Genomic DNA, 22,209 nt, shown 5'->3' on the forward strand with positions numbered 1-22,209 from the left:
GATATAATACGCAAATTGCGTCACCAAAATTCGACCCGCTTTATTTATGGACTCTCTGTACCTCAAACCGAAAGAACATCGCAGGCTGTTCAAGGGCCATCTCTGGTCATTCAGTAACGAACTGCAATCACTCCCGAAAGATATTACTGCAGGAGAAACCGTCAAACTCTATACTCACGACAACAAGTTCGTGGGCACAGGGTTCTACAATCCTCATTCCCTTATTGCCTTCCGGTTGCTGTCAAGGACAGGAGAGATTCCAAACGGCGATTTTTTCAGAAAAAAAATCCTCAATGCCCTTGACCTGAGAAAGAAACTCTACCCCGAGTCCGATACAAACGCTTTCAGACTCATACATGGCGAGTCCGATGGTCTCCCAGGTCTGGTTGTCGATTGTTTCAACAAAGCCATCGCTGTGCAGGCATTTTCGGCCGGCATGGATCGTCATCTGCCGCTTATCTGCGATGTCCTTCTCGACCTTTTTCAACCATCTTCTGTCGTTGTTCGAAACGAATCCGTTCTCCGGGAACTCGAAGGGCTTCCCTTGTATAAAAAAATCGTGCATGGCACTTCTGCAGATGCTGTTCAGACCATCCATGACACCGGGCTGCAGTACCTCATCAATCTTCTGGAGGGACACAAAACCGGCTTTTTCCTCGACCAGAGGGACAACAGGCGCATCGTCCGTAAAATCGCTCACGGAGCGGAAACTCTCGATGTGTTTACCAGTGACGGAGGATTCGGACTGAATGCACTTTTTGGAGGAGCCAAATCCGCCACCATGGTCGATATATCTACCGATGCGTTACAACGTGCAGAAGAAAATGCCATCCTGAACAAGCTCTCGAACTACGCACTGATTAAAGGAGATGCTTTTGACGTTCTAACCCAGCTGGTTGAGGAAAAAAAGTCTTACGACCTGGTTATTCTCGATCCGCCAAGTTTTACAAAAAGCCGCAAGAACCTGCCATCAGCACTGCATGCATATAAAAAGCTCAACAAACTCGGGCTTCAGCTCGTCAGAAACGGCGGCTTTCTTGCAACCGCCTCATGCTCGCACCATGTTTCAGAAGAGGACTTTCTTGGAGTCATTCGTCAAGCCTCGTTCACACAAAAAAAACAGTTACGCCAGGTCTTCAGAAATACCCAACCCGCAGATCACCCTATACTGCTCTCCATGCCCGAGACTCATTACCTCAAGTTCGCCTGCTTCTATGTCAACGAGATGTGAGGCATATGGGCACAAGCCATTGAAAATCTTCTGCATGACAGCTTTTCGACAACAACCCTATGACATAACAAGAGTCAAAACCTTATCATGCAGAAGATTTTTCAGAAAAAGAGTGCACCAATTCATACACCTCTTTCCATGAAGACGCGCGTGGTTCGGTTATAGCCTTGTTGGTACTGTTGGCAAAACAAATGGTGTAGAGACCTTTTTTCCGCAACTGTTCGATATTATCCGGCGTGTCCTCAACATAGATATCAGCACCAACTTCCGACTTCTCCTTCATGAAACAAAGGTCCCAGTAAGGAATGCCATGACCATCAAGCCATGAAATAGTCTGCTCCACAGCTGAAGCATGCGAATAGTGGAGGAACAGCCGGTGAGTGATAATTCTGATATGGAACCCCTCATCGGATAACTTTCTCAGGTATTTTCTCGCTCCGACAATCATGGGCATGGTCTTGAAAAGTCCCCTCTGGTTCAACGCGTACCGATGCAGGCTCTCGTATTGCTTTTTCCCTGAAATACCCCACTCCTTCAACCCATAAGAAACATCAGTTGTCAACTCGTCAACGGAAAGTTCGAACCATTCTGCGGCAATCTCCCGCATTCGCCCATAAAAATCAGCACAGACCCCATCGAGGTCCACCCCGATGACTGGCTTACTTTTTTCAGGTTTTCCCATACGTCAAAGGTTAGCGTTTATGTGCCATTCAGTCACACGAGAAAGAGAATGTCATATTCACTTGCAAAGCCTCAGGCACTAATAAAGTGCTCTATCGAAGACTCTCCGATGTTTCAACGTAACCGGATGGTCTTCACCAAGATACTTGAAGATTGCAATGCATGCTTTACGGGCACCGTCGTCATCGTAATAACGGTTTTCTCTGATTACCTCGATGAAATCGTCAAGAGCTGCGTCGAATTCCTGTTCCCTCAACTCATTTATCGCTTTAAGATAATGATTCCGGATGCCGTCTTCCGGAAAATCATCGGCCTTTTTCATTAAAAGAGCAATGAGCGTTCTTGCAGCACCAACGAGCTCTGCATAATCGAAATCACCCTCAAGTCTGTCAACAAGGTCAGCTGCCTGCTCGGGTGCAGGGAAAATTTTCAGTTTCATAAGCATCGATGCTGCACGTACATTTCCAGGTTCATTTTCAAGTATCTCCTCGAAAATTGAAACTGCAGCAGCTTCATCTCCCTTCATGGTAAGCAGCTCAGCTTCCTTGAGCCGATCGGCATATTTTCCCGGAAGTGACTTCCTCAACCACTGCTCTATCTGCCCCTCAGGCAAAGCCCCGACAAATTCATCAACAACCGCACCATCAATAAAGAGCTTTACAGCGGGAATACTCATGATACCGTACTCACGTGCCACGTCCGGATGTTCTTCGGTATTGATTTTTACAAGGATACATTCTCCAGCATGTTTTGCTGCAACGCTTTCAAGCACCGGCCCGAGCATTCTGCAAGGCCCACACCATTCCGCCCAAAAATCAACGAGAACCGGAATATCCTTACTCTTCCCTATAACATCACGGCTAAAATCAAACGTATTTTCTTGCATATTTTTTCTTTGTTGAAATATTTGTACATAGACTCAACTGTGCTCAAAGGAAAATAATGATCATATGCAAAAAAACATGGGGTTACCCGTCCATGAAAAAATCAAGTTTTCTATCTTGCAATGAGATACCGCTCGATGTCAAGCCGGCAGCTCAATCATCTTTGAACCCATTCTCATATGATTACTCTTGAAAATCTTCATGTTTCCATCCAGGGCAATCCTGTACTCGAGGGCATCAATCTATCGATAGATGATGGAGAAACCGTTATTCTTTTCGGGCCGAACGGTTCAGGCAAAACCACCCTTTTGTACACCATCATGGGAATAGGTAACTACGATGTTACCGAAGGCCGAATCCTCTTCGACGGTGAAGACATTACAAACCTTCCGGTTCATAAACGTGCAAGAAAGGGAATCGGCATGTCGATGCAACGTCCTCCGTCAATCCATGGCCTGAAAACAAGGGGACTCGTCAAAATGTGCGCAGGGGAAAGAAAGATTGACATCGATACTCTGGCAAAAAAAGTCAACCTTGAAACTTTTCTGGACAGGGACATCAATCTGGGCTTTTCCGGCGGGGAGATCAAACGTTCAGAAATCCTTCAATTGATGGCCCAGCAACCCGACCTCTTGCTGTTCGATGAGCCGGAGTCAGGCGTCGATGTGGAAAACATGGACCTGATAGGCAACATGATCAGGGAGCTCCTGGAAGGAACCTCTGAACCGGATGCAGAGCATACCATGCATGAACTCATGCATGAACGGAAAACATCCGGCCTGATCATCACACATACCGGCTATATTCTTGACTATATTGCTGCTGACCGCGGCCACGTTCTTTATGACGGCCACCTTTGCTGTGCCGACAATCCGAAACGAATTCTGGATCACTTGAAAAAATACGGCTATAAAGAATGTATCAGATGTCTCAGCTGAGAGATTCTAACCTTGTACCGACGGAAATGAACGATAAAACCGTCTTATTTAGTAAAGTATGGTACAGCACACTTTGAACTGAATTTTTGAACCACCTGTAAACAATCATTAACGGTGAAAGTTGATCTGTCCAAATACGAGTTTTCCGATCATGAAAGCAAAGAGATTGACGATCTGAAAAGGCTTGAAAAAGGCGAAAAGGCAAGCATGAAAATGGCCGGATTCGACGTATCGGAAAAAAACACCAGCGCCTCGTTCGTGCAGATTGACCATAATCATGCATTTTGTAAATCCTATGACCCCGGAGTCGAAATACTCCCTCTCGGTTTAGCCCTTTCTATACATGAAGGATTGGCCGACCTGCAGTGGAACCTGCTGAAACCCGATAAAGACGAGTTCACAAAACTTGCCGCGGAGAACACACACGGCGGCTATGTCATACGCGTCAAAAAAGGAGCCAAACTCACCGCTCCGGTACAATCCTGTCTGATGATGCACACGAACAAGGTTGGCCAGAGCGTTCATAACCTCATCATCGTGGAAGAAGGTGCCGAAGCGCACATTCTTTCCGGCTGCACAACGACGGAAGCCGACCAGTCTGCCGCACATATCGGTATATCCGAATTTTATGTTGAAAAAAATGCCAGCCTTACCTTCACCATGGTTCATAACTGGGGTGAAAATGTCGAGGTGCGCCCACGTTCAGCCGGTCAGGTCGAAGCCGGGGGGATTTTCCTCAGCAATTATGTCAGCCTCAAACCGGTACGCAACCTTCAGATGAACCCGCTGATCACATTGAAAGGTGCTGGATCGGTCGCCCGTTTCAACTCCGTTCTGGTTTCTACCGAAAACACTTTCATGGACGTCGGCAATCGAGTTATCCTCGATGCAGCTGATACCAGAACAGAAATCATCTCACATGCGATTGCCGCAGGTGGACACATTATTGCGCGTGGACATATCCAGGCAAACTGCTCCCCGGCAAAAGGACATCTCGAATGTCAGGGCTTGTTGCTCAATAACGGCATCATACAAGCCATTCCGGAACTCGACGGACGCGCCGAAGGCGTTGAGCTTTCGCACGAAGCCGCTGTTGGAAAAATCGCCAAAGAAGAACTTGAATACCTCATGATCCGTGGACTGGACGAAGAAGAAGCAAGTTCAGCAATTGTTCGAGGGTTCCTTAACATCGACATCATGGGCTTACCGCCTGAATTGAAAACAGAAATAGACAAAGCCGTTACCGAAAGTGAAAAAAGCATGTTTTAACCCCATGAAAAGTACGTTATCCTTATCAATCCTGCTCCTGTTTCTTTTTATTACTCCACCTCTGGCCGCCGAGCAAAGGAATGTTGACGGAACTGTTCCCGTTCAGTTCACCGACCTCGCTGAAACAAAAGATCTGTCTGGCCCAAAAGGCCGTATCGCTATCCGCATCGACAACATCAGAAATTCCGAGGGAGCTCTGAACATTGCCCTTTTTACCAGTGAAAAAGGATTTCCTGATAAACCAGAAAAGGCATTTGCTCTTGCAAGTATTGCAACAAAGGAATCACCCGGTGAAATCGTTATAGAAAACATTCCTTACGGGACCTATGCACTCAGTGTTCTTCATGATGAAAACGAAAATCAAAAAATGGATAAAACCTGGATAGGCAAACCAAAAGAAGGATTCGGAACCTCCAATAACCCAAAAGTCAGGTTCGGCCCGCCCAAGTTCGATGAATCGGGCTTTGTTCTCGATCGGGAAAACATATCAATGGTGATAGACATGATGTATTTATAGCGATATTTTCACCACATAGTAAACCGGAAAAATATGAAAACAACACCATCCATCGCAAAAGGGTCCATGATAGGCCTTTTATGCAGTATTGCCCTCATCTCCTGCAAACCAACGGTCAAAGTCGAGGCGCCGGAAAAACCCATAACGATCAACATGAATATCAAGATCGATCATGAAATAAGGGTAAGGCTCGACAAGGACATCGAGAACATGCTCGATGAAAGAACAGATATTTTTTAACCAGGGAGGTCTGACATGAAAACATCAACATTTACACCTGCATCTCGTAGCCTGAAAACATTTGTGCTTTTCATAACGTTACTGCTCTCATTCAGTCCCGGACTTTTTGCAATCGATCTCCAAACCGCCCTTTCAAAAGGTCTGGCTGGAGAAGTTGATAACGGTTATCTCGCCATTCCACCCGGAGCGACAAAGGAGGCACAGCCACTCGTGAGCTCAGTCAACAACCAACGGCGCACCGCTTATGCTTCCCTTGCGAAAAAAAATGGTGTCTCTCCTGAAATCGCCGGCCAAGCAACGTTTGAAAAGCGCTATCCTGAATTTCCAGCTGGAACCTGGGTAAAGATTCAGGGAAGGTGGATGCAAAAGTAAACTGTTCACCGTGAAATGGGTATTACGCATTTTCATTGCCGCACTGCTTGTCATCATTACTGTTACAGCAGTTGCATGGCTTACGTTTCCTCGATATGCCCAGTCTTTGATCGACAGGGCCGTCGAGGGAACAAATATCAGTATACAGATAAGCAATTCCGGCTTACAAGGTCTCTCCGGAATAACATTCGACAGGCTCGAGGCTGTATTCGATACTCCGCCCGATTCATGCACAAACAGTTCTGCCAGATATCGGCTTACTGTTCATAACGGCAAACTGCACTGGAAAAGCCTGCAAAACAACAATTCCAGTGCAACCGGATTGATTCCGAAAATTCTATCTCTCGATCTTGAACTTGAAGCTGACTCGATCAACATCGTTCAGGAGGGGGGATTGTCGTTCAAAGAAAGCAATCCTTCTGTGACAGGGAATGTGAATATTACCCGAAAGGAGGGATTAACCTTTACTTTTGAACCGGAATCGTTCCAATACGGTATTGAAAACGGTTCTCTCGCTATAAACAACCTCAGATTCGAAGGTATCAACTACAGGTTCACGATCGACCGCAAAGGCGAATGGATCCAAAAACCTGCTCTTCTCAGCGTTGCTTCCCTGCATTCAGATGGTCAATCAGTTCCTCTCGCCAATTTTGAAGCACTTTTCGGTTTCACCCAGGACCCGGAAAACATTTGCGGAATAACTTTTAAAGAATGCTCTGTCGACCTGTTCGGTCTCAGGGCAAAAACACCGAGAATAGATTATGATCCGCTCGAAGAGGAAACCAGTTTCACCCTGCTCCTGGATAGCCTGCCACTTGAAAAACTACCCGGTTTCAAGGGAACCGAACCCGACAGGCCTTTCGCCAAAGGAGAATTGAGCGGATCCATACCGATAGAGTTCCGAGATTCCGTGATCAGAATTCACAATGCGACCATTCGAGCAAATCCCGGCACAAAACTGATGTATTACTCCCTGGAAGGCCTCCCCTGGCTTTCCATTATCACTCCAGCAAGCAAAAATCCACATGATCTTTTTACCAATCTCAACGCGACCTTTGCTCTGAACAACGAGAATGCAAACCTTCCGGGTATAGCATTAAAAAGCCTATCCACCGGTTTTCTCGGCGGAACCCTGAGTTCAGGACCTGCTGTCTATGACGCAGCCCGGCAAAAACAGTCTTTCATTTTGAAATTGGAAAACATTCACCTGCCCGAACAAATGCGCCTGCATGGTGACTTCAAAGGATCTCTGAAAGGAGAAGTCAGCGGTACGGTACCGCTGAGCATAATGGAGGGAAAATTTGCGATAAACAATGCTCGTCTGTCGTCCAAAGGCAATGGCTCCATTCTTCACACTCCTCCTCGTCAGAAAAAAGGTGAAAAGGATACTATTTTCAGTTCGCAAACATCCGATGCCACTTACACATACAGTGAGCCCGACTTACAGCTCTCTCGAGATACTGAAGGAAAAACAACAATCGACTTCGAGCTGAAACAAATGACACGCAAAACATCAGGAGGGACGTTGGAGCTGTTGTCCCCAAAAGGAATCCTTGACCTCTGGCATGTAAAAAACAACCCATCCATGATTTCCCTTTCAGAGTTCTCAGCAGGATTTATGGATGGCCTGGTTGCGATAGAACATGTAGATTTCGACATGGCAAAACATACGGCAGAAACAGAACTGATTTTAGACCGTATACCCCTGCAGAAACTGCTTGACCTGCAAGGCATGAAAAAAATCTATGCGACAGGAACTGTTCGTGGAAAAATCCCGGTGATTATCAAAGATCAGCTTTTTGAAATCCCCACAGGTAATATGGATGCCGATCAAACCGGCCAGATAATCTATTCAACAACCCCCGAGGAAAGGGCGGCTGCAAACGAAAGTTTGAAACTTACTTATGAAGCTTTGAGTAATTTTCTTTATTCCGAACTGATCTCCTCTATCAGTATGAGCCCGGATGGACAATCAGTTATTCGTCTTCAACTGAAAGGTGTCAACCCCTCATTCCAGGAAGGTAGGCCTATCCACCTTAACCTGAATGTCGAACAGAATCTGCTTGAATTGTTGAAAAGTCTTACTATATCGACCAGTATCGAACAAGCAATTTCTGAAAAAGCCTTGCAACAGCAATAATACATCTTGACCTCATTATATTAAAATTTTAAAAACGGAGAATGTACTTTTGACACATCTACTGATCCCCCTCGTCGCTTTGACTATACTGACCGGTTCTATCCCGTCAAATACAGGGCCATACGGCAGCCATCCGATTCTCCGGCTTTTTTCACAAGAAAAAGACGAAAGCGCAAAAGACACCGCCCTGGTTGAAAAAAAAGAACACGCCAGCGAACACACCAGCATGTATCTGCAAATCTGGACAGGAAGCGGAACCATCGCTCAACAAAACCTGTTTACCTTCAATGAAAAAGCCACTATTGGTAGTAGCCGTGAAAAACTGAACTGGTGGTTTCGATTGCAAAGGGACAATAAAGCAGAGTTCGCTGTCTGGCAGGTGGCTGAATCTCCGTTCACCAACACTCTGCTTGACTGGAAAAAACCCGACGGGTTCGTAGCAAGCGGCCCGGTTATAAGTCAATTCGATCTTGGAAATATCAATTTTTTCGAGATTGAATTCGAGGAATTCGTCGATGTGCAAGCCGGTGAAACCTCAAAAAAAGCCATAACCTATTATATTCGTGTTATTGCACTCGATGCCATGGGTGAACCTGTAGGCTCCCCTTCGAATACAGTCATAGCCTACTACGGACCACTCGACACGTGAAACTCGTTTTGCCCGCAGAAAAATTCCGAACGATGAAAACAGACTGCGATTTTGCGTATATTATACACTGAAAAATCCCAACCCCCTCAATTCGAATTCATATCGTATGAAATGGAAGGATCTTCTTTCAGTGGAAATCGACTATACATACGGCGTAACAGACCACCTTATAAGCCTGGTCCGGGATGATGAACTGGACTGGAAACCCGATCACGGAAGCAACTGGATGAGTATGGGGCAACTGCTCATGCATATGACCGATGCATGTGGCAGTACTTTCGACGGACTGATCAGCGGGGCATGGGATATCCGCGAAGAATATGCGCTGAATGACCTTGACATGCAACAGATTTTCCCACCGGCCAACATGCTCCCCATGATCAACACCGTAGCAGATGCAAGAAAACTGCTTTCCGAAGATCGAAAGCTCGCCTTGAAAAGCCTAAAAAAATGCACAGAAGAAGAGCTGGCCGGCAAGTATGCACCGGCTCCCTGGACAAGACATCCCATGATACTCGGCCAGCGTCTTTTACATATGATATTGCATCTCAACCAGCACAAAGAGCAGCTATACTACTATCTTAAAATGACAGGCAGATCCGTAAACACATGTGATCTATACGGAATGAGCTGCGATATCTACCCAGGAAAACAACTGAAAGATCAAGAGAAAAACCCATCATCCATCTGATCCTCCCTTCATCCATGCCAACTCGCCTACCCACAAAAATGTAATAAATTCACCTATTCCCACATTTCAGTATTCTTTTTCCATTCTTCCTCCCAATCTGATAATATCATAACCAATTTCATTACAACACATTAATCGAAAAACAACAGTCTGGCACATATTTTGATGTTAAACGTTTAGAAGATGTTTTCACAAGTCCTGACTTTCAAGCACTCAACTCATTTGCCATGACATCCATCGACACTCTTTACGGTCGGCTCGCCGGAGTAACGTTCGATCCACTTTTTTCCACCAAAAAAGTTGACGGCTGTATTGTCTCGAAAAAAAACATTCTCACCACTCCGTTCGGTGAACTCATACCGCAATTCGAAACCGAAGATATTGGAAGACGATCAAAAAAACCCGTCTATTTCTTCAAAAGCGGGGCTGTCAAATCACTCCCGCTCCAACATCAGACAAAGGTAAAAACACCTTTCGGAGAAATTCCAGCCGAACTGATCACGTTTTACGAAAGCGGGGCCATTAAAAGAATATTTCCACTTGACGGGAAGCTCAGCGGTTTCTGGTCATGGCAGAATGAGTTGACGCTTGCAGAGGAATCAACATTGGACACGCCAACCGGATACATAAAAGCCAAGTTGCTATCGCTACAGTTCTATGAACAGGGGGGACTCAAAAGCCTGACACTATGGCCGGGCGAGAAAGCAACAATCTCAACCCCATATGGGGAAAAAGTGTTCAGAAAAGGTGCTGCATTTTACGAAAACGGAACGTTGCGCTCCTTCGAACCGCAGAAAAAAACGGAAATACCAACACCTATCGGCATAATGATAGCGTTCGACAATGAACCTAACGGAATACATGGCGATCTGAACTCACTTCAGTTCAACAAAGATGGGCTGGTCTCTGGTCTCAGCACAATAGACAATGAAGTATCAGTATATTTTCCAGGTGGCGGCAAACAAATTTTCAAACCGGGAGTGAAAAACAACGTATGCGGAGATGAACGCAAAATCAGCGTACCACTGAAAATACGTTTTGAAAAAGATGCTGTTTTTTTCAACAACAGCGCGCCTTTCAGGCTCGATCTTTATTCGTTCGATGTAAGAAAACATTCGCTCAAAACGAGTTTGCCTGCTTATGCATGCACCGGTTAACGAACCGACCAACCCGCAAGCCAACCCGTTGAAAATGCCGCCTGGAGATTGAACCCTCCAATTTCACCAGTGTAGTCAAGAAGTTCTCCGCAAAGAAAGAGGTTTCTGCATTTCTTTGACTCCATGGTTTTCGGATTCACTTCTTTCAAGACTACCCCGCCAGCCGAAACCTCTCCGGCCTCAAGAGGAATTGCCTTAACAAGGCCAAAAGCAAAATTCTGCAGGACAAGCTCGAGTGACCGCCTTGCTTTTTTAGTGAGGTTCCCCCATTTCTCTTCCTGATCGATACCTGACCGCTGCATAATCAGGGGAACAAAGGAAGAAGGAATAGTGGTCTGCTGTTGAAGAAACCTGCGTATCAACTGTCCCCCTTTCGCAAATGCATGCTCCTGCAGTTTTTTCCCAAGGGTTTCTGCAGAACAATTCGGGAAAAAATCAATCATTACCCGGCTCTCACCTGCCTCTACCCGCATCTCAGCCACTTCACGAGAAAGAGACAAACAGGCAGGCCCAGACAAGCCCTTGTGCGTTATCAGCAGGTCTCCGGTTCGAGCAACACTGTTACTATCCGTTTCAACCTTCAGGGTGACATCCCGAAGAGAAACCCCCACAAGCGTCCGTGAAGGAGCATTGTCAAGATATATCGGTGCAAGAGCGGGCAGTGGTTTCGTTATCTTATGACCGAAGGAACACGCGATTTTCAAACCATCTCCCTGAGTACCGGTTTGAGGGTACGAAACTCCACCTGTAGCCACTACCAGCATATCCGCACTGAATTCTCGCGTTTCAGTCATAATCCTGAAAACACCATTCAAGTTCTCAACACGCTTCACCCTTTCACCTGTAAGCACCTGTATCAACGAGCTCTCGAGTTCTCTCTCGAAGACTTTCAGGACATCATCGGCACGCCCTGATCCAGGAAACACTCTGCCATCATAGCGAACAACCGTTCGCAACCCCTGGCGTTCAAGCAGTTCCAGCAGATCTTTATTGGAAAAAGCATAAAGAGCATGTCGCAAAAAACGCTGTTCGGACTTGCGAAAAAAGCCTTTTTCGAGCAGCTCATCAACCGTTCCATCGTGAGTGATGTTACACTTACCTCCCCCCGAAATGCCAATCTTTACCCCGGGCCGCCGATTCCGCTCGAGAATAGTTACCTGAAAGTCCTTATCAGCAAAGCCACAACTACGGGCTTTTTTCCTTGCAGCAATGGCGGCACACATGCCAGAAGACCCACCACCGATGATGAGGACATCAGAATGCACTGTATCAGAAATCTTCCGCATCAAACATTCCCATCGACTTTTTTTATTTGCCCCTTTTCATCACTTTCACCCGCATTCCTTCCTCGAGATCATTCGTCGGATGCACCACGACGACATCCTCCTCTTCAAGGCCGTCGAGAACTTCAGCATAGTAAGTCCCACGCATTCCTATTGTTATCGGTTGCCTTACTGCCTTGCCTTTTTTGATCACAAAAACATTCCACCCCTGGTCACCCCGAAAAATACTGCTGATAGGCACCTGTAGAATACCCTCATCTTGCCACAGTATAATCTTTGCCTGTATACGGTAATTGTCGCCAAGCCTTGATTCCGGCTCTTCCAGATCAACAATGATGTTGACCCGTTTCTCCTCGATACCCAGTGACGAAATTTTCGTAAACGCAGCAGGCTCGACAGTTTTGACAAACCCTTTGAGCGCAGTGCTCCCTCCCCACTCCTCGATCTGTACGTTCATCCCACGTTCAACCCTGACTGCATCCGAAGAAAGAACATCGATGACCACTTCAATATCTTCCGGATTGCCCATCTCAACCAGTGGAGTTCCGGCAGAAACAACGCGCTCGCTTTTTTCAAACACCCTCAACACCCTGCCGCTGTCGGGCGCAAGAATATCAACGGTGTTGCCGCTTCCCGGCTTACCGATAACTGAACGGGCTGCTTCCAGGTCATAGCGGGCTGACTCCACGTTGAGCAGAGCTGCCTGGTGCTGTTTTTGAAGAACCTGCCAGGCCGTTTTTACATCCTCAAAGGTCTCGGCTGCAACAGCCCCTTTCCTGTAGAGATTTTTGTAGCGGTTGTATTTTCTGGCCGCCTGGTCCAGATCAACTTTGACCTGCCGTTCACTTGCACGGGCGGCTTCAAGCACAGCTTCTGCCGAACGGGATCTGGCTTCGGCTTCCTCAAACTCGCGGGTATTGAGCGGGGGAGGTGTCACACGGGCGACAACACTGTTTTTTTGCACAAAATCACCCTCTTCAAGTGTAATGCGCTCTACCCTGCCGTTCACCGGGGAAGCAACAGTAAAGCTGTCGCGCACTCTTGTCATGCCCTCGCCGTCAAGGGTCACTGTCAGTTCCCCTCTCCGGATAGATTCAGAATCAACCTGTAAGGGCGACGGCATCATCACAAATATCAAAATACCGGCAACAACCACCCCCGAGATTGCCGCAATACGCTGTGTCTTTGAAAGTTTCATTCTCCTTTTTAATTAAAGCATTTATTCAAAGTCCCACTTGGAATCCCGCAATCCTGCTTCTGCTATCGAACCATCCAGCTACCAAGTTAACCGGCCACCATAACACTTAGCACATAACGTTCTCCCCACATTGCTCAGCACCCAACACGGGCACGCATCCCGACATGTCGGCCCCCCTACAATTTCAATGACTCAACAGATCAACAATCTTCCTACTCCCTCGTCTTCAGAACCGCTATCAGATCAAGCCGGTTCAACCGGAAGTTCACCATAAGACCTGAAAAAACAGCCACGACGACGATAACAATCAGCGCAAAAATAAAGTTAAAGTTGCTGAAAACCACAGGCATCCGGTACAGTTCCGAGCTTAACCCAAGAGCAAGCAGGACAGAAAGACCTATGCCGATCAAAAATCCCACAGGAATAGCGATGATCGTCAGAATCGCTTGCTCTCCAAGCAGGATAACAGCAATCTCATGTCTAGTCAACCCCAGGACACGAAGGCTTGAAAGCTCCCTTGCCCGTTCAGAAAGTGAAATTCTCGCCCCGTTATACACCACGGCAAAAGCCAGAATGCTTGCAAAGGTAGTGAAAATAACCGTCGATGCCGTCGTACTCTGGGCTATCAGCTCCTCAAAACTTTCCAGCATGGCCTTGAGCATCGACGTTCCAGCTACACCGGGCATTTCCTTGAAATCTGCGAACAGCTTTTCAGACTTGGCCTCGTCAATTTTCAGGTAGGCCGCACTCACTATTCCCCTTTCCTCCGTGAGACGGTCCAGCTCTTCTATGCGCATATATGCCGATAGTCCAAGCAGTTCATCAATCACACCTCCAACAGGCACCCTCACAGTTCGCCGTTTTCCTTGCAGAAACTCGACAGTCAGGGTATCTCCCGGAGATATTCCGAGAACATCTGCAAGCGTTGAGGTTACAAGCAAGCCGCTTTCCGGAAGTTGAAATTGACGCTTCTGCGCATCCACCAGACGTTTCAGTCCGTTGGAAGTTTTCAGACCGGTTATAGATTGGCGGCGCGACCGGTGCTCATAAACCAGCCTTGCAGGCTCCTCTCGATAGAATTCCTGCTCCAGGACTCCATCCAGTGAAGCAAGATCGTATTGCACCGAATACGGCCTTGACTCGTTGAAAATAACCGTGAGATCCTCTCGATGCTTCTCGTTGAACTCGACCAGCATGATATGGTTTACCGCATCATAGCCGTAACGCCCTGCTATGAGAATCGCAACGGCAAAAGCGATCATAAGCACTGAAATAGCTGCTTTCCATATCCGCCGTTCCAGATTTCTCACGATGATGCGTACTGAAACCGGAATTTTTTTCTGAAACTCTTTACGGTCAAGAACTCCCGGTTTGTAAACAACAGGAGCTTCGGGACGCATTGCTTCGGCCGGCGGCAGTGAGACAGCCTGACTAACCGCACTGAGCGCTCCTACAAGCGCCGCCCCGGCACTGAGCAGCACCGATAAAGCCACTTCTTCAAAACGGAAATAGTAGATCAGTTCGGCAAAATTGTAAAAACCCTCATAAACCTTGGTCAAGCCCAGACCGAGCCAGACACCGAGCGCAGTACCGGCCACGGCACCTATGCCCACAGGAACCATGGCAAACCCCAGATAATGCAGTCCTACTTCCTCATTTGTATATCCGACGGCTTTCATCACTGCGATCTGATCTCTCTGCGTACTCACAAGCCTCTTCAGTACGATATTGAGCAGAAACACGGCGACAGCAAGAAAGATGGTCGGCAGTACGGTAATCTGCATGCCCACCTGCTTGATTTCATCGGAAATGAACCGATCGGAAAGCTGTTCACTCCTTCCATACGCCCCAAGAGAGCCGTAACGACTAAACATGTCGTCCAATCTCTGGATAACATCTTTTTCCGACGCGCCATGAGCAAGAGTAAGGGAAAGGTCGTTGAACGCCCCTGTCATGTCCAACGCCGCCTCCAATGCATCACGGCTCATCCAGAATACCCCGAAACGCCGGTTATCCGGGAAAAACGCTCCCGGTTGTACCTCATAGATATATTCCGGAGAAAGCCCCTTGCCTACGATTACCAGCTCTTTCCAGCGCCCATTGATCACCGCGCCTACACGATCGCCTATCTGAAGACCATTTGCCTCCATAAAGGTTTCACTGGCTATCACCTCTTCCGGATGCCCTGCTTCCATGTAGCGGCCTTCCCGAAGAAACACGTCGTTGAGAACCGGCCGTTTCCTGTCCGGCATCGATACCAGCCTTCCACTTGCCGGTTCGTTCAGGCCCGGCACATCAAGTGTCACGTCAGCAACAATACGAGACCTGACTGCTGCGACCCCGCGAATATCCCTCACGTTTTCCAGCATGACTTCAGGTGCCCGTTTTGCCTGCATGAAAACATCGGCAAAACGGTAGTCGCTGTAATACCGTACTTTGGTCTCTCTTAACGAGTATTCCACACTGCTCATGGAAACGAACACAGAAATACCACAGGCAACAACCGCCGCTACAGCCAGCATCTGGCTTTTCATGCGCAGCAGTTCACGCAGCAGTTTCCTGTTCAGCTGTTTCATGCTCTTGCTACCAGCTCAGTTCAGAAGGTGACAGTTTTTTCTTGTTGCTCTCGATCTCGGTAATTTCGCCGCTCCTCATGCGGATCACCCTGTCAGCCATAGCCGCGATGGAAACATTGTGCGTAATCACCAGCGTCGTAGTCCCCAGTTCTTCGTTCACCTTGCGTATAACCTCGAGAACCAGCTTGCCGGTCTCATAGTCAAGTGCCCCGGTAGGCTCATCACAAAGCAGCAATTCAGGACGCTTGGCAACCGCGCGCGCAATGGCGACACGCTGTTGCTCCCCACCTGACAGTTGTGCAGGAAAATGATGCATCCGCTCTGAAAGATTGACGAGTCTCAGCGCCTCCTCGGCCGACATGGGGTTTGAGGATATTTCTGTCACCAGCTGGACGTTTTCAAGAGCGGTAAGACTGGAAATAAGATTGTAGAACTGAAAAACAAAACCTATGGACTCTCTTCGATAAACAGTTAAATTATCCTCGGTTGCCGCAGTCATTTCCTTCCCACGAAAATAAAGTTGTCCTTCCGAAGGCACATCGAGTCCACCGATGATATTCAAAAGAGTAGACTTACCGCTGCCGGAACTACCAAGAAGCACAACAAGCTCACTTTCGTAGAAGTCTACAGAAACATGCTTCAATGCTTCGACCTGTACCTCACCCATCGTGTAGATCTTGCTCACCCTATCCAAATGAAGTACTTCCTCGCCCTTGCCAGTCCGGTTATACACCATAAAAAGTTTAAGCCGATTTTTCGCTCTTTAACTGCCTTATTCCATTGATTTTCATACTGTAATATACACCGAACTCACCACTCCCACGTCCGTTCACTTTGTTGAAAAGTCAAGTTTTTGCAGGCCGCTTCTCGCCATATATAACGAACCTCCATCGAAACATCTCAAGTCATGCACTAAACAAAAAACAAGTAAACAACTGACGAACACTATTCTGACAGATGTTTTTACCCTTTTATAAAAGTCCTGTACATTGTAAAAAAAGAAAGGAAACAGCAAGGATTTTGATGCATTCTATACCATATATGGTTGATTAAAATGGGAATGAAATCCAGCATCAAACAAAGTATTTTTGATGCAAAAAAGCACCCCCCAGAGTCTTTTTCTGAAACATTGAGGGAAAGCATCAGAGCAACCTCATCGCATGCCGGTCTCTGAAAGAGGATCGGCATGCGATGAGAAAACCCAACGAACTTCATGGAAAAAGAAGTGGAGGAAAAGTGCACCACCTTGGCTTTCCTCGAGTAAAAAAGTATTTAACAAAAAACAATGGCCTTACCCCCGAAGCCATGAAAACGATTTTGCCCAAGGAGCTCAAACGCCCCAGAGTACTGCTTCAATCGGCACTCATTTTTCTGCCCATAATGGCCGTGATAGTTTGGATGAGTATCTACATCTACAGGAACGACCTGTCACGTAATATGAAAGAAATCAGAAATGCTTCCGAAAAAAACATGCTTGACAAGGAAAGATGCCTGGCAGACAAGATTGAAGACACAATCCAGGATCTGCATTTCATCGCTTCACTACCCGAAGTTCCCGATGCTCTTGAAAATTTCCATGGAACAGCTGCCGAAAGATTAAAAAAAACCCTGACCTCTCTCAGCAATGCTAAAACCACTTATGATCAGATTCGCTTTCTTGACGACAGCGGAAAAGAGGTGATCCGCATCAATTATGACCCGTTAAAAAAAGCCCGTGCCGTCAAGGAATCACAACTTCAGGAAAAAAAACATCGATATTATTTCACGGCTATACAAACGTTAAAGGGTAACGATGTATACATATCACCCTTCGACCTGAACGTCGAACACAGGAATATCGAACAGCCGAATAAGCCAACACTTCGCTTTGCCAGATCAGTTTTTGATTCACGCGGCAAAAAACGTGGCTTCGCAATCATCAACCTCTTAGGCAAACCGCTTGTAGAATCCCTTGGCTTCCACCTTTCCACCCGACACAACGAACTGATGCTCTTGAACGATGAAGGCTTTTATTTGGCTGGAGCTCCGGACGACAACAATTGGGGCTTCATGTTCCCGGGAACAGAAAAAGCAATCACTTTCGCCACACATTTTCCCGATGAATGGGCACGCATCATTGACGCCGAAAACAGCCAGTTTCATACAAAAAGTGGGCTTTTCTCATTCAAAAAAATTCATCCCCTGCCAAAAAGCGCACTCATCGATTCAGGTATTTTCCACTGGTATATGGTTTCCTTTATCCCGGCAAACAAACTAAAAGCAATCCTTCCGGTAAAACTCGACTATGTAACGCTCCCTCTTTTCACCGGCCTGATTCTTTTTGCAGGAACCCTCCTGCTGACCATAAGGATAGAACGCAGCCTCCAATCGCGCAAAAATCTTGAAAAACTTGCAGCAGAAATACAGGCATTTTATGACCACACTCCCACCTTGATCACCATCTGCTCACCTGAAGGCAAATACCTCATGGTCAATAAAGCAACAGCAGAATTTTTCAAGATGCCGAAAGAAAAAATTATTGGAAAAAACCTTGCTGATCTGCTGCCCCCCGAACTCGTCAAGGTATTTTTGAAACGAATCGAAAAGGTCACCGCAACAAATGTCCCCATCATGGCGAGGGATCATATCCATATCAACAATCATGAACAATTTTTTCATAGTGTCCTCTTCCCTATACGTTTCGAGAACGCCCCCCCATCAATGTTCGGAGTATCGAGTATCGACATCACCAACCAGGTTCGTTACCAGAACGTTTTAAAAGAAAACGAAGCACGTTTTCGATCTCTTTTCGAAGGATCACCCGATGCTATTTTTCTTGCTGATGCATCAAGCGGCATCATTACAGGAGCAAATGAGAAAGCGTCGATATTGACCGGGTTTGCAAAAGAAAAACTTATCGGAAGACACATAGCTTCACTACACCCTGAAAATCAGCAGAAAACCGTCGCAGAATCTTTCTCTGAACATGAAACTGAACCGTGGAAATTCAGAACAAGCACACCGATTGAATCCGCTGTTCAGCATAAAGACGGTCATACAATACCTGTCGAAATCATCCGTCACAAAATGAAGCTCGACAAACGCAATGTCATATACAGTATCTTCCGTGATATCACCACTCGAAAAAAGACAGAATCGGAACTTCTGGAAAAAACCGTAATGCTGGAAACTGTCTCCGGATCGGTTCCGGCCTATATATTCATGAAAGACAAAGACCTTTATTACACATTCATCAACCGCTATGCGCTCAAGCAACATAACATCTTTCCGCCTGAACAGATGATAGGAAAAACAGACTATGATATTTTTCCTAAAGGAATAGCAAATACCTACCGTTTTAACGACAAAAAAGTTTTGGAAACCAAACAGCCGATCATAAACATGGAAGAAGAGATGATTTTGCCGGATGGAACAATTATTCCGGTTCTCACCAATAAATTCCCACTGTTTAATAAACAGGGGGAAACAGAGGGCATCATCGGCATTTCAATAGATCTTTCCGAACAGAAAAAAGCGGAGGAACAAAAAAGAAAGCTTGAACATCAGCTTCACAACAGTCACAAACTTGAAACTCTCGGGACACTTTCAGGAGGCATTGCTCACGACTTCAACAACATACTGACTCCGATCATAGGATTTACCGAAATCGCAATCCATAATCTGCCGCCGGAAAGTGACGCTGTTCAAGATCTTCATGCTGTGTTGAAAGCCGCAAAGCAGGCCAAAAGGCTTGTCCAGCAGATACTGACCTTCAGCAGACAGAAACCTCAAAATCTCCTGCCACAGAAACTACAACCACTTATCAAAGAATCGCTTGATTTCCTGATACACTCCATTCCAACCACCGTCAAGATAGAAAAACTGATAGAAGAATTTGACGATATGATCATGTGTGATGCTTCCCAGATCCAGCAAATCATCATGAACCTTTGTACAAACGCCTGGCAGGCAATGGAAACGGAACCCAGAATACTCACCGTTGTTCTCAAGAAAACAATCATTGAAAAATTCATGGCCTCCAGCCACAAAAATCTCAAGGAAAATCAACAATACGCCGTAATCACGGTAAAAGATACAGGAAAAGGTATGGCAAAGGATGAAATTGACAAAATGTTCGATCCGTTTTACACGACAAAAGAAGTGGGTAAAGGAACGGGGTTGGGACTTTCAGTTGTCTATGGGATCGTCCAGGGTCATAACGGAGAAATAACTGTCGAGAGCAAAAAAGATAAAGGGACATCCATTTCGGTGTTTCTGCCATTAATGAAGGAATGGCAGAAAAGCACTGATAATGAAGCCGATTTCGATCGTTAACGATGAAACCCGAAGACCTCAAGCTGATCATCAAAATTTTTCAGTTCCTCCCCATTGCCGGAAAAAAAAGAAAAACATAATCTTTTCGAAATTCACAGGGCAATACATCGCACGCAAAAGATACAAAATTCCCCTACTCATTTCTATGGAACGAACTGATGGATTCATAGCGTTATCAGAAAAACAGCATACCCTTTACTCAAAAAAATATCTCTATGGACACCGATGCTCTCTATACATGGTTCATGGGGCTTGGCGCTGAATACGGAGTCAATCCGTTTATTTTTGGAGCAATATATATCGGCGCAATACCTTTTTTCACGCTCTCACTTGCATGGCTTGTCAGAAACCTGAAACAGAAAAAACCAGCTGTGCTACCAGCGCTGCTTACTGGCTTCTTTTTTATTTCAGCTTATCTCTATCTCATCATTGCAGGCAGGAACGTACCTTTATGGGTATACCTTTTTATTATCCTGCTTGTCGGTTTGGGAGCATGGTCAACGATAAAAAAAATCAGCAAACAGATTTCGCAAACAGGAGAAAGCAGATGAACTTCGATTACGACGTTATCGTTATCGGCGGTGGGGCCGCAGGTTTGACAGCTGCTGGAGTTTCAGCATCATTAGGTGCGAAAACCGCGATGGTCGAGGAGAAAAAACTGGGAGGAGACTGTACCTGGTACGGCTGTATTCCAAGCAAGACACTGCTTAAATCAGCCAAAGTAGCACAAACTGTTCGTGAAGCCGGGAAGTACGGCATCACAGCCGACAATCCGACTATCGACTTTAAAACAGTCATGAAACGGGTCCATACAGTCCAGCAAAACGTTTATCATGAAGCCGATGCTCCTGAAATTTATGAAAAGATGGGCATAACGGTCGTCGAAGGCCAGGGAAGTTTCTCAGATGAACATACGGTTATCATAACAAAAGAGGGCATGAACCCTCAGACCCTTCGTGCCAAAAACATAGTGATCGCTACAGGAAGCAGACCGGTCATACCCCCGATTGAAGGCCTTGAAACCGTTCCCTATCTGACAAATGAAACCATTTTTTCTATAGAAAAACAGCCGAAAAAGCTTCTGGTCATCGGTGCCGGACCAATTGGAACCGAAATGGGCCAGGCATTCACAAGGCTCGGCTCCGATGTAACTGTTTTTGATTTCAACGACAGAATTCTCCCCAAAGACCACCCCGAACTAACAGCAATTCTGCATGATATGTTAACCGGTGAAGGCATCACCTTCAAGCTGAACACCACAGTTAAAAAAGTGGAGAAAAAGAATGGCAGTATAATAGTAACCGCTGAGGATAAAAAAAACGGAAACTCCTTTAGTGTAGAGGGAGACACACTTCTTGTTGCATCCGGAAGACAAGCGAATATCGAAACATTGAACCTTGAGGCAATCGGAGTGGACACGCACAAAAGAGGTATCGTCGTCAATGAGAGTTGCCAAACATCCCGTCACCATATCTATGCCTGTGGAGACGTTGCAGGGGGCCCGCAGTTTACCCATATGGCCGAACACATGGCAAAAGTCGCCGCGAGTAAAATGTTGACCCACCTTCCGATGAGAACGGACGACCGGCACGTTCCCTGGTGTACCTATACGGAACCCGAAATGGCGCATGTCGGCGAAACAGAAGAGGCTCTTCAAAGCAAACACGTCGGCTATGAGCTCTATCGATTCCCGTTCAGCAAAATAGATAGAGCCATTACGGAAAGCGAAACGGAAGGCTGGATAAGGATCTATGCTGCAGGTTTCGACGGCAAAATATTCGGTGTCGATATTCTGGGTGTTCATGCCGGAGATTTGATCAGCGAGTTTGCGCTCGCAATGCGCAATGGAATTACCCTCCGACAAATGTCCGATACCATTCACCCCTACCCATCCTATGCACTTGGAAACAGAAGAGCCGCCGATCAATGGTACGTCCGCAAGCAATCCGGAACACTTGTCGGCCTCCTGCAGTTCTTTTTCGGCTACCAGGGAAAACTGCCGGATACAAGCGATCCTGAAAGGATCGTTTAAACCCCAAGAACGTTTCCATATAGGCCTGATTATTGTT

The 22,209-nt window shown here is 46.4% G+C and carries 19 protein-coding genes; 13 read left to right on the forward strand and 6 right to left on the reverse strand.

What is annotated here, in order from left to right; translation table 11 throughout:
• Positions 1 to 46: 46 nt before the first annotated feature.
• Entirely contained in the window at positions 47 to 1,231 is a 1,185-nt protein-coding gene (locus CR164_RS01165; protein WP_110022081.1) for a class I SAM-dependent rRNA methyltransferase, read from the forward strand.
• An 85-nt stretch (positions 1,232 to 1,316) separates the two neighbouring features.
• Here CR164_RS01165 and CR164_RS01170 read toward each other — a convergent pair whose 3' ends face one another.
• Positions 1,317 to 1,913 carry a 5' nucleotidase, NT5C type gene (locus tag CR164_RS01170; protein ID WP_110022082.1) on the reverse strand — a complete coding sequence of 199 codons (597 nt, stop codon included), beginning with the start codon at positions 1,911 to 1,913 and terminating at the stop codon, positions 1,317 to 1,319.
• Positions 1,914 to 1,991: 78 nt separating this feature from the next.
• Positions 1,992 to 2,798 carry a thioredoxin gene (gene trxA, locus CR164_RS01175; RefSeq protein ID WP_110022083.1) on the reverse strand — a complete coding sequence of 269 codons (807 nt, stop codon included), beginning with the start codon at positions 2,796 to 2,798 and terminating at the stop codon, positions 1,992 to 1,994.
• 177 nt (positions 2,799 to 2,975) lie between these two features.
• Between trxA and CR164_RS01180 the strand changes: the two genes are divergently transcribed.
• From CR164_RS01180 to CR164_RS01220, 9 genes are all read left to right on the forward strand, one after another.
• On the forward strand, positions 2,976 to 3,734 hold the full coding sequence (locus CR164_RS01180; RefSeq protein WP_110022084.1) for an ABC transporter ATP-binding protein: 759 nt from the start codon (positions 2,976 to 2,978) through the stop codon (positions 3,732 to 3,734).
• A 114-nt stretch (positions 3,735 to 3,848) separates the two neighbouring features.
• Positions 3,849 to 5,003, forward strand: a complete 1,155-nt coding sequence (locus tag CR164_RS01185; protein WP_110022085.1) for a SufB/SufD family protein — start codon at positions 3,849 to 3,851, stop codon at positions 5,001 to 5,003.
• A 4-nt stretch (positions 5,004 to 5,007) separates the two neighbouring features.
• Positions 5,008 to 5,520, forward strand: coding sequence for a DUF2141 domain-containing protein (locus CR164_RS01190; RefSeq protein WP_110022086.1), 513 nt, complete (start codon positions 5,008 to 5,010; stop codon positions 5,518 to 5,520).
• A 33-nt stretch (positions 5,521 to 5,553) separates the two neighbouring features.
• Positions 5,554 to 5,760, forward strand: coding sequence for a YnbE family lipoprotein (locus CR164_RS01195; RefSeq protein WP_110022087.1), 207 nt, complete (start codon positions 5,554 to 5,556; stop codon positions 5,758 to 5,760).
• 15 nt (positions 5,761 to 5,775) lie between these two features.
• A complete protein-coding gene (locus CR164_RS01200) occupies positions 5,776 to 6,132 on the forward strand; it encodes a YdbL family probable chaperone protein (RefSeq protein WP_110022088.1) in 357 nt (118 codons plus the stop codon).
• Positions 6,133 to 6,142: 10 nt separating this feature from the next.
• Positions 6,143 to 8,272, forward strand: coding sequence for an intermembrane phospholipid transport YdbH family protein (locus CR164_RS01205; RefSeq protein ID WP_110022089.1), 2,130 nt, complete (start codon positions 6,143 to 6,145; stop codon positions 8,270 to 8,272).
• Positions 8,273 to 8,321: 49 nt separating this feature from the next.
• Positions 8,322 to 8,921, forward strand: coding sequence for a hypothetical protein (locus CR164_RS01210; protein ID WP_110022090.1), 600 nt, complete (start codon positions 8,322 to 8,324; stop codon positions 8,919 to 8,921).
• 106 nt (positions 8,922 to 9,027) lie between these two features.
• Positions 9,028 to 9,612 carry a DinB family protein gene (locus tag CR164_RS01215; protein ID WP_110022091.1) on the forward strand — a complete coding sequence of 195 codons (585 nt, stop codon included), beginning with the start codon at positions 9,028 to 9,030 and terminating at the stop codon, positions 9,610 to 9,612.
• 227 nt (positions 9,613 to 9,839) lie between these two features.
• Positions 9,840 to 10,769, forward strand: coding sequence for a hypothetical protein (locus CR164_RS01220; protein ID WP_110022092.1), 930 nt, complete (start codon positions 9,840 to 9,842; stop codon positions 10,767 to 10,769).
• On the opposite strand, the gene CR164_RS01225 is transcribed toward CR164_RS01220, so the two are convergent.
• From CR164_RS01225 to CR164_RS01240, 4 genes are all read right to left on the reverse strand, one after another.
• Positions 10,766 to 12,055, reverse strand: a complete 1,290-nt coding sequence (locus CR164_RS01225) for a BaiN/RdsA family NAD(P)/FAD-dependent oxidoreductase (protein ID WP_110022093.1) — start codon at positions 12,053 to 12,055, stop codon at positions 10,766 to 10,768. The genes CR164_RS01220 and CR164_RS01225 overlap by 4 nt on opposite strands.
• 22 nt (positions 12,056 to 12,077) lie before the next feature.
• Positions 12,078 to 13,250 (reverse strand): efflux RND transporter periplasmic adaptor subunit, encoded by a 1,173-nt coding sequence (locus CR164_RS01230; protein ID WP_110022094.1) that lies wholly within the window; start codon positions 13,248 to 13,250, stop codon positions 12,078 to 12,080.
• Between the two features lie 212 nt (positions 13,251 to 13,462).
• Positions 13,463 to 15,826 (reverse strand): ABC transporter permease, encoded by a 2,364-nt coding sequence (locus CR164_RS01235; RefSeq protein WP_110022095.1) that lies wholly within the window; start codon positions 15,824 to 15,826, stop codon positions 13,463 to 13,465.
• 7 nt (positions 15,827 to 15,833) lie between these two features.
• Positions 15,834 to 16,562 (reverse strand): ABC transporter ATP-binding protein, encoded by a 729-nt coding sequence (locus CR164_RS01240; protein ID WP_110022096.1) that lies wholly within the window; start codon positions 16,560 to 16,562, stop codon positions 15,834 to 15,836.
• Between the two features lie 455 nt (positions 16,563 to 17,017).
• Here CR164_RS01240 and CR164_RS01245 point away from each other — a divergent pair, with 455 nt between their 5' ends.
• From CR164_RS01245 to lpdA, 3 genes are all read left to right on the forward strand, one after another.
• Positions 17,018 to 20,140 carry a PAS domain S-box protein gene (locus CR164_RS01245; RefSeq protein ID WP_110022097.1) on the forward strand — a complete coding sequence of 1,041 codons (3,123 nt, stop codon included), beginning with the start codon at positions 17,018 to 17,020 and terminating at the stop codon, positions 20,138 to 20,140.
• A gap of 215 nt (positions 20,141 to 20,355) precedes the next feature.
• Positions 20,356 to 20,691 carry a hypothetical protein gene (locus CR164_RS01250; protein ID WP_110022098.1) on the forward strand — a complete coding sequence of 112 codons (336 nt, stop codon included), beginning with the start codon at positions 20,356 to 20,358 and terminating at the stop codon, positions 20,689 to 20,691.
• The gene (gene lpdA, locus CR164_RS01255) at positions 20,688 to 22,172 is read left to right on the forward strand and encodes a dihydrolipoyl dehydrogenase (RefSeq protein ID WP_110022099.1); all 1,485 of its coding nucleotides are present in this window, start codon (positions 20,688 to 20,690) and stop codon (positions 22,170 to 22,172) included. The genes CR164_RS01250 and lpdA overlap by 4 nt, the downstream gene beginning before the upstream one ends.
• Positions 22,173 to 22,209: the final 37 nt, after the last annotated feature.

This window comes from Prosthecochloris marina (assembly GCF_003182595.1).
GTDB classification, from domain to species: Bacteria; Bacteroidota; Chlorobiia; order Chlorobiales; family Chlorobiaceae; genus Prosthecochloris; species Prosthecochloris marina.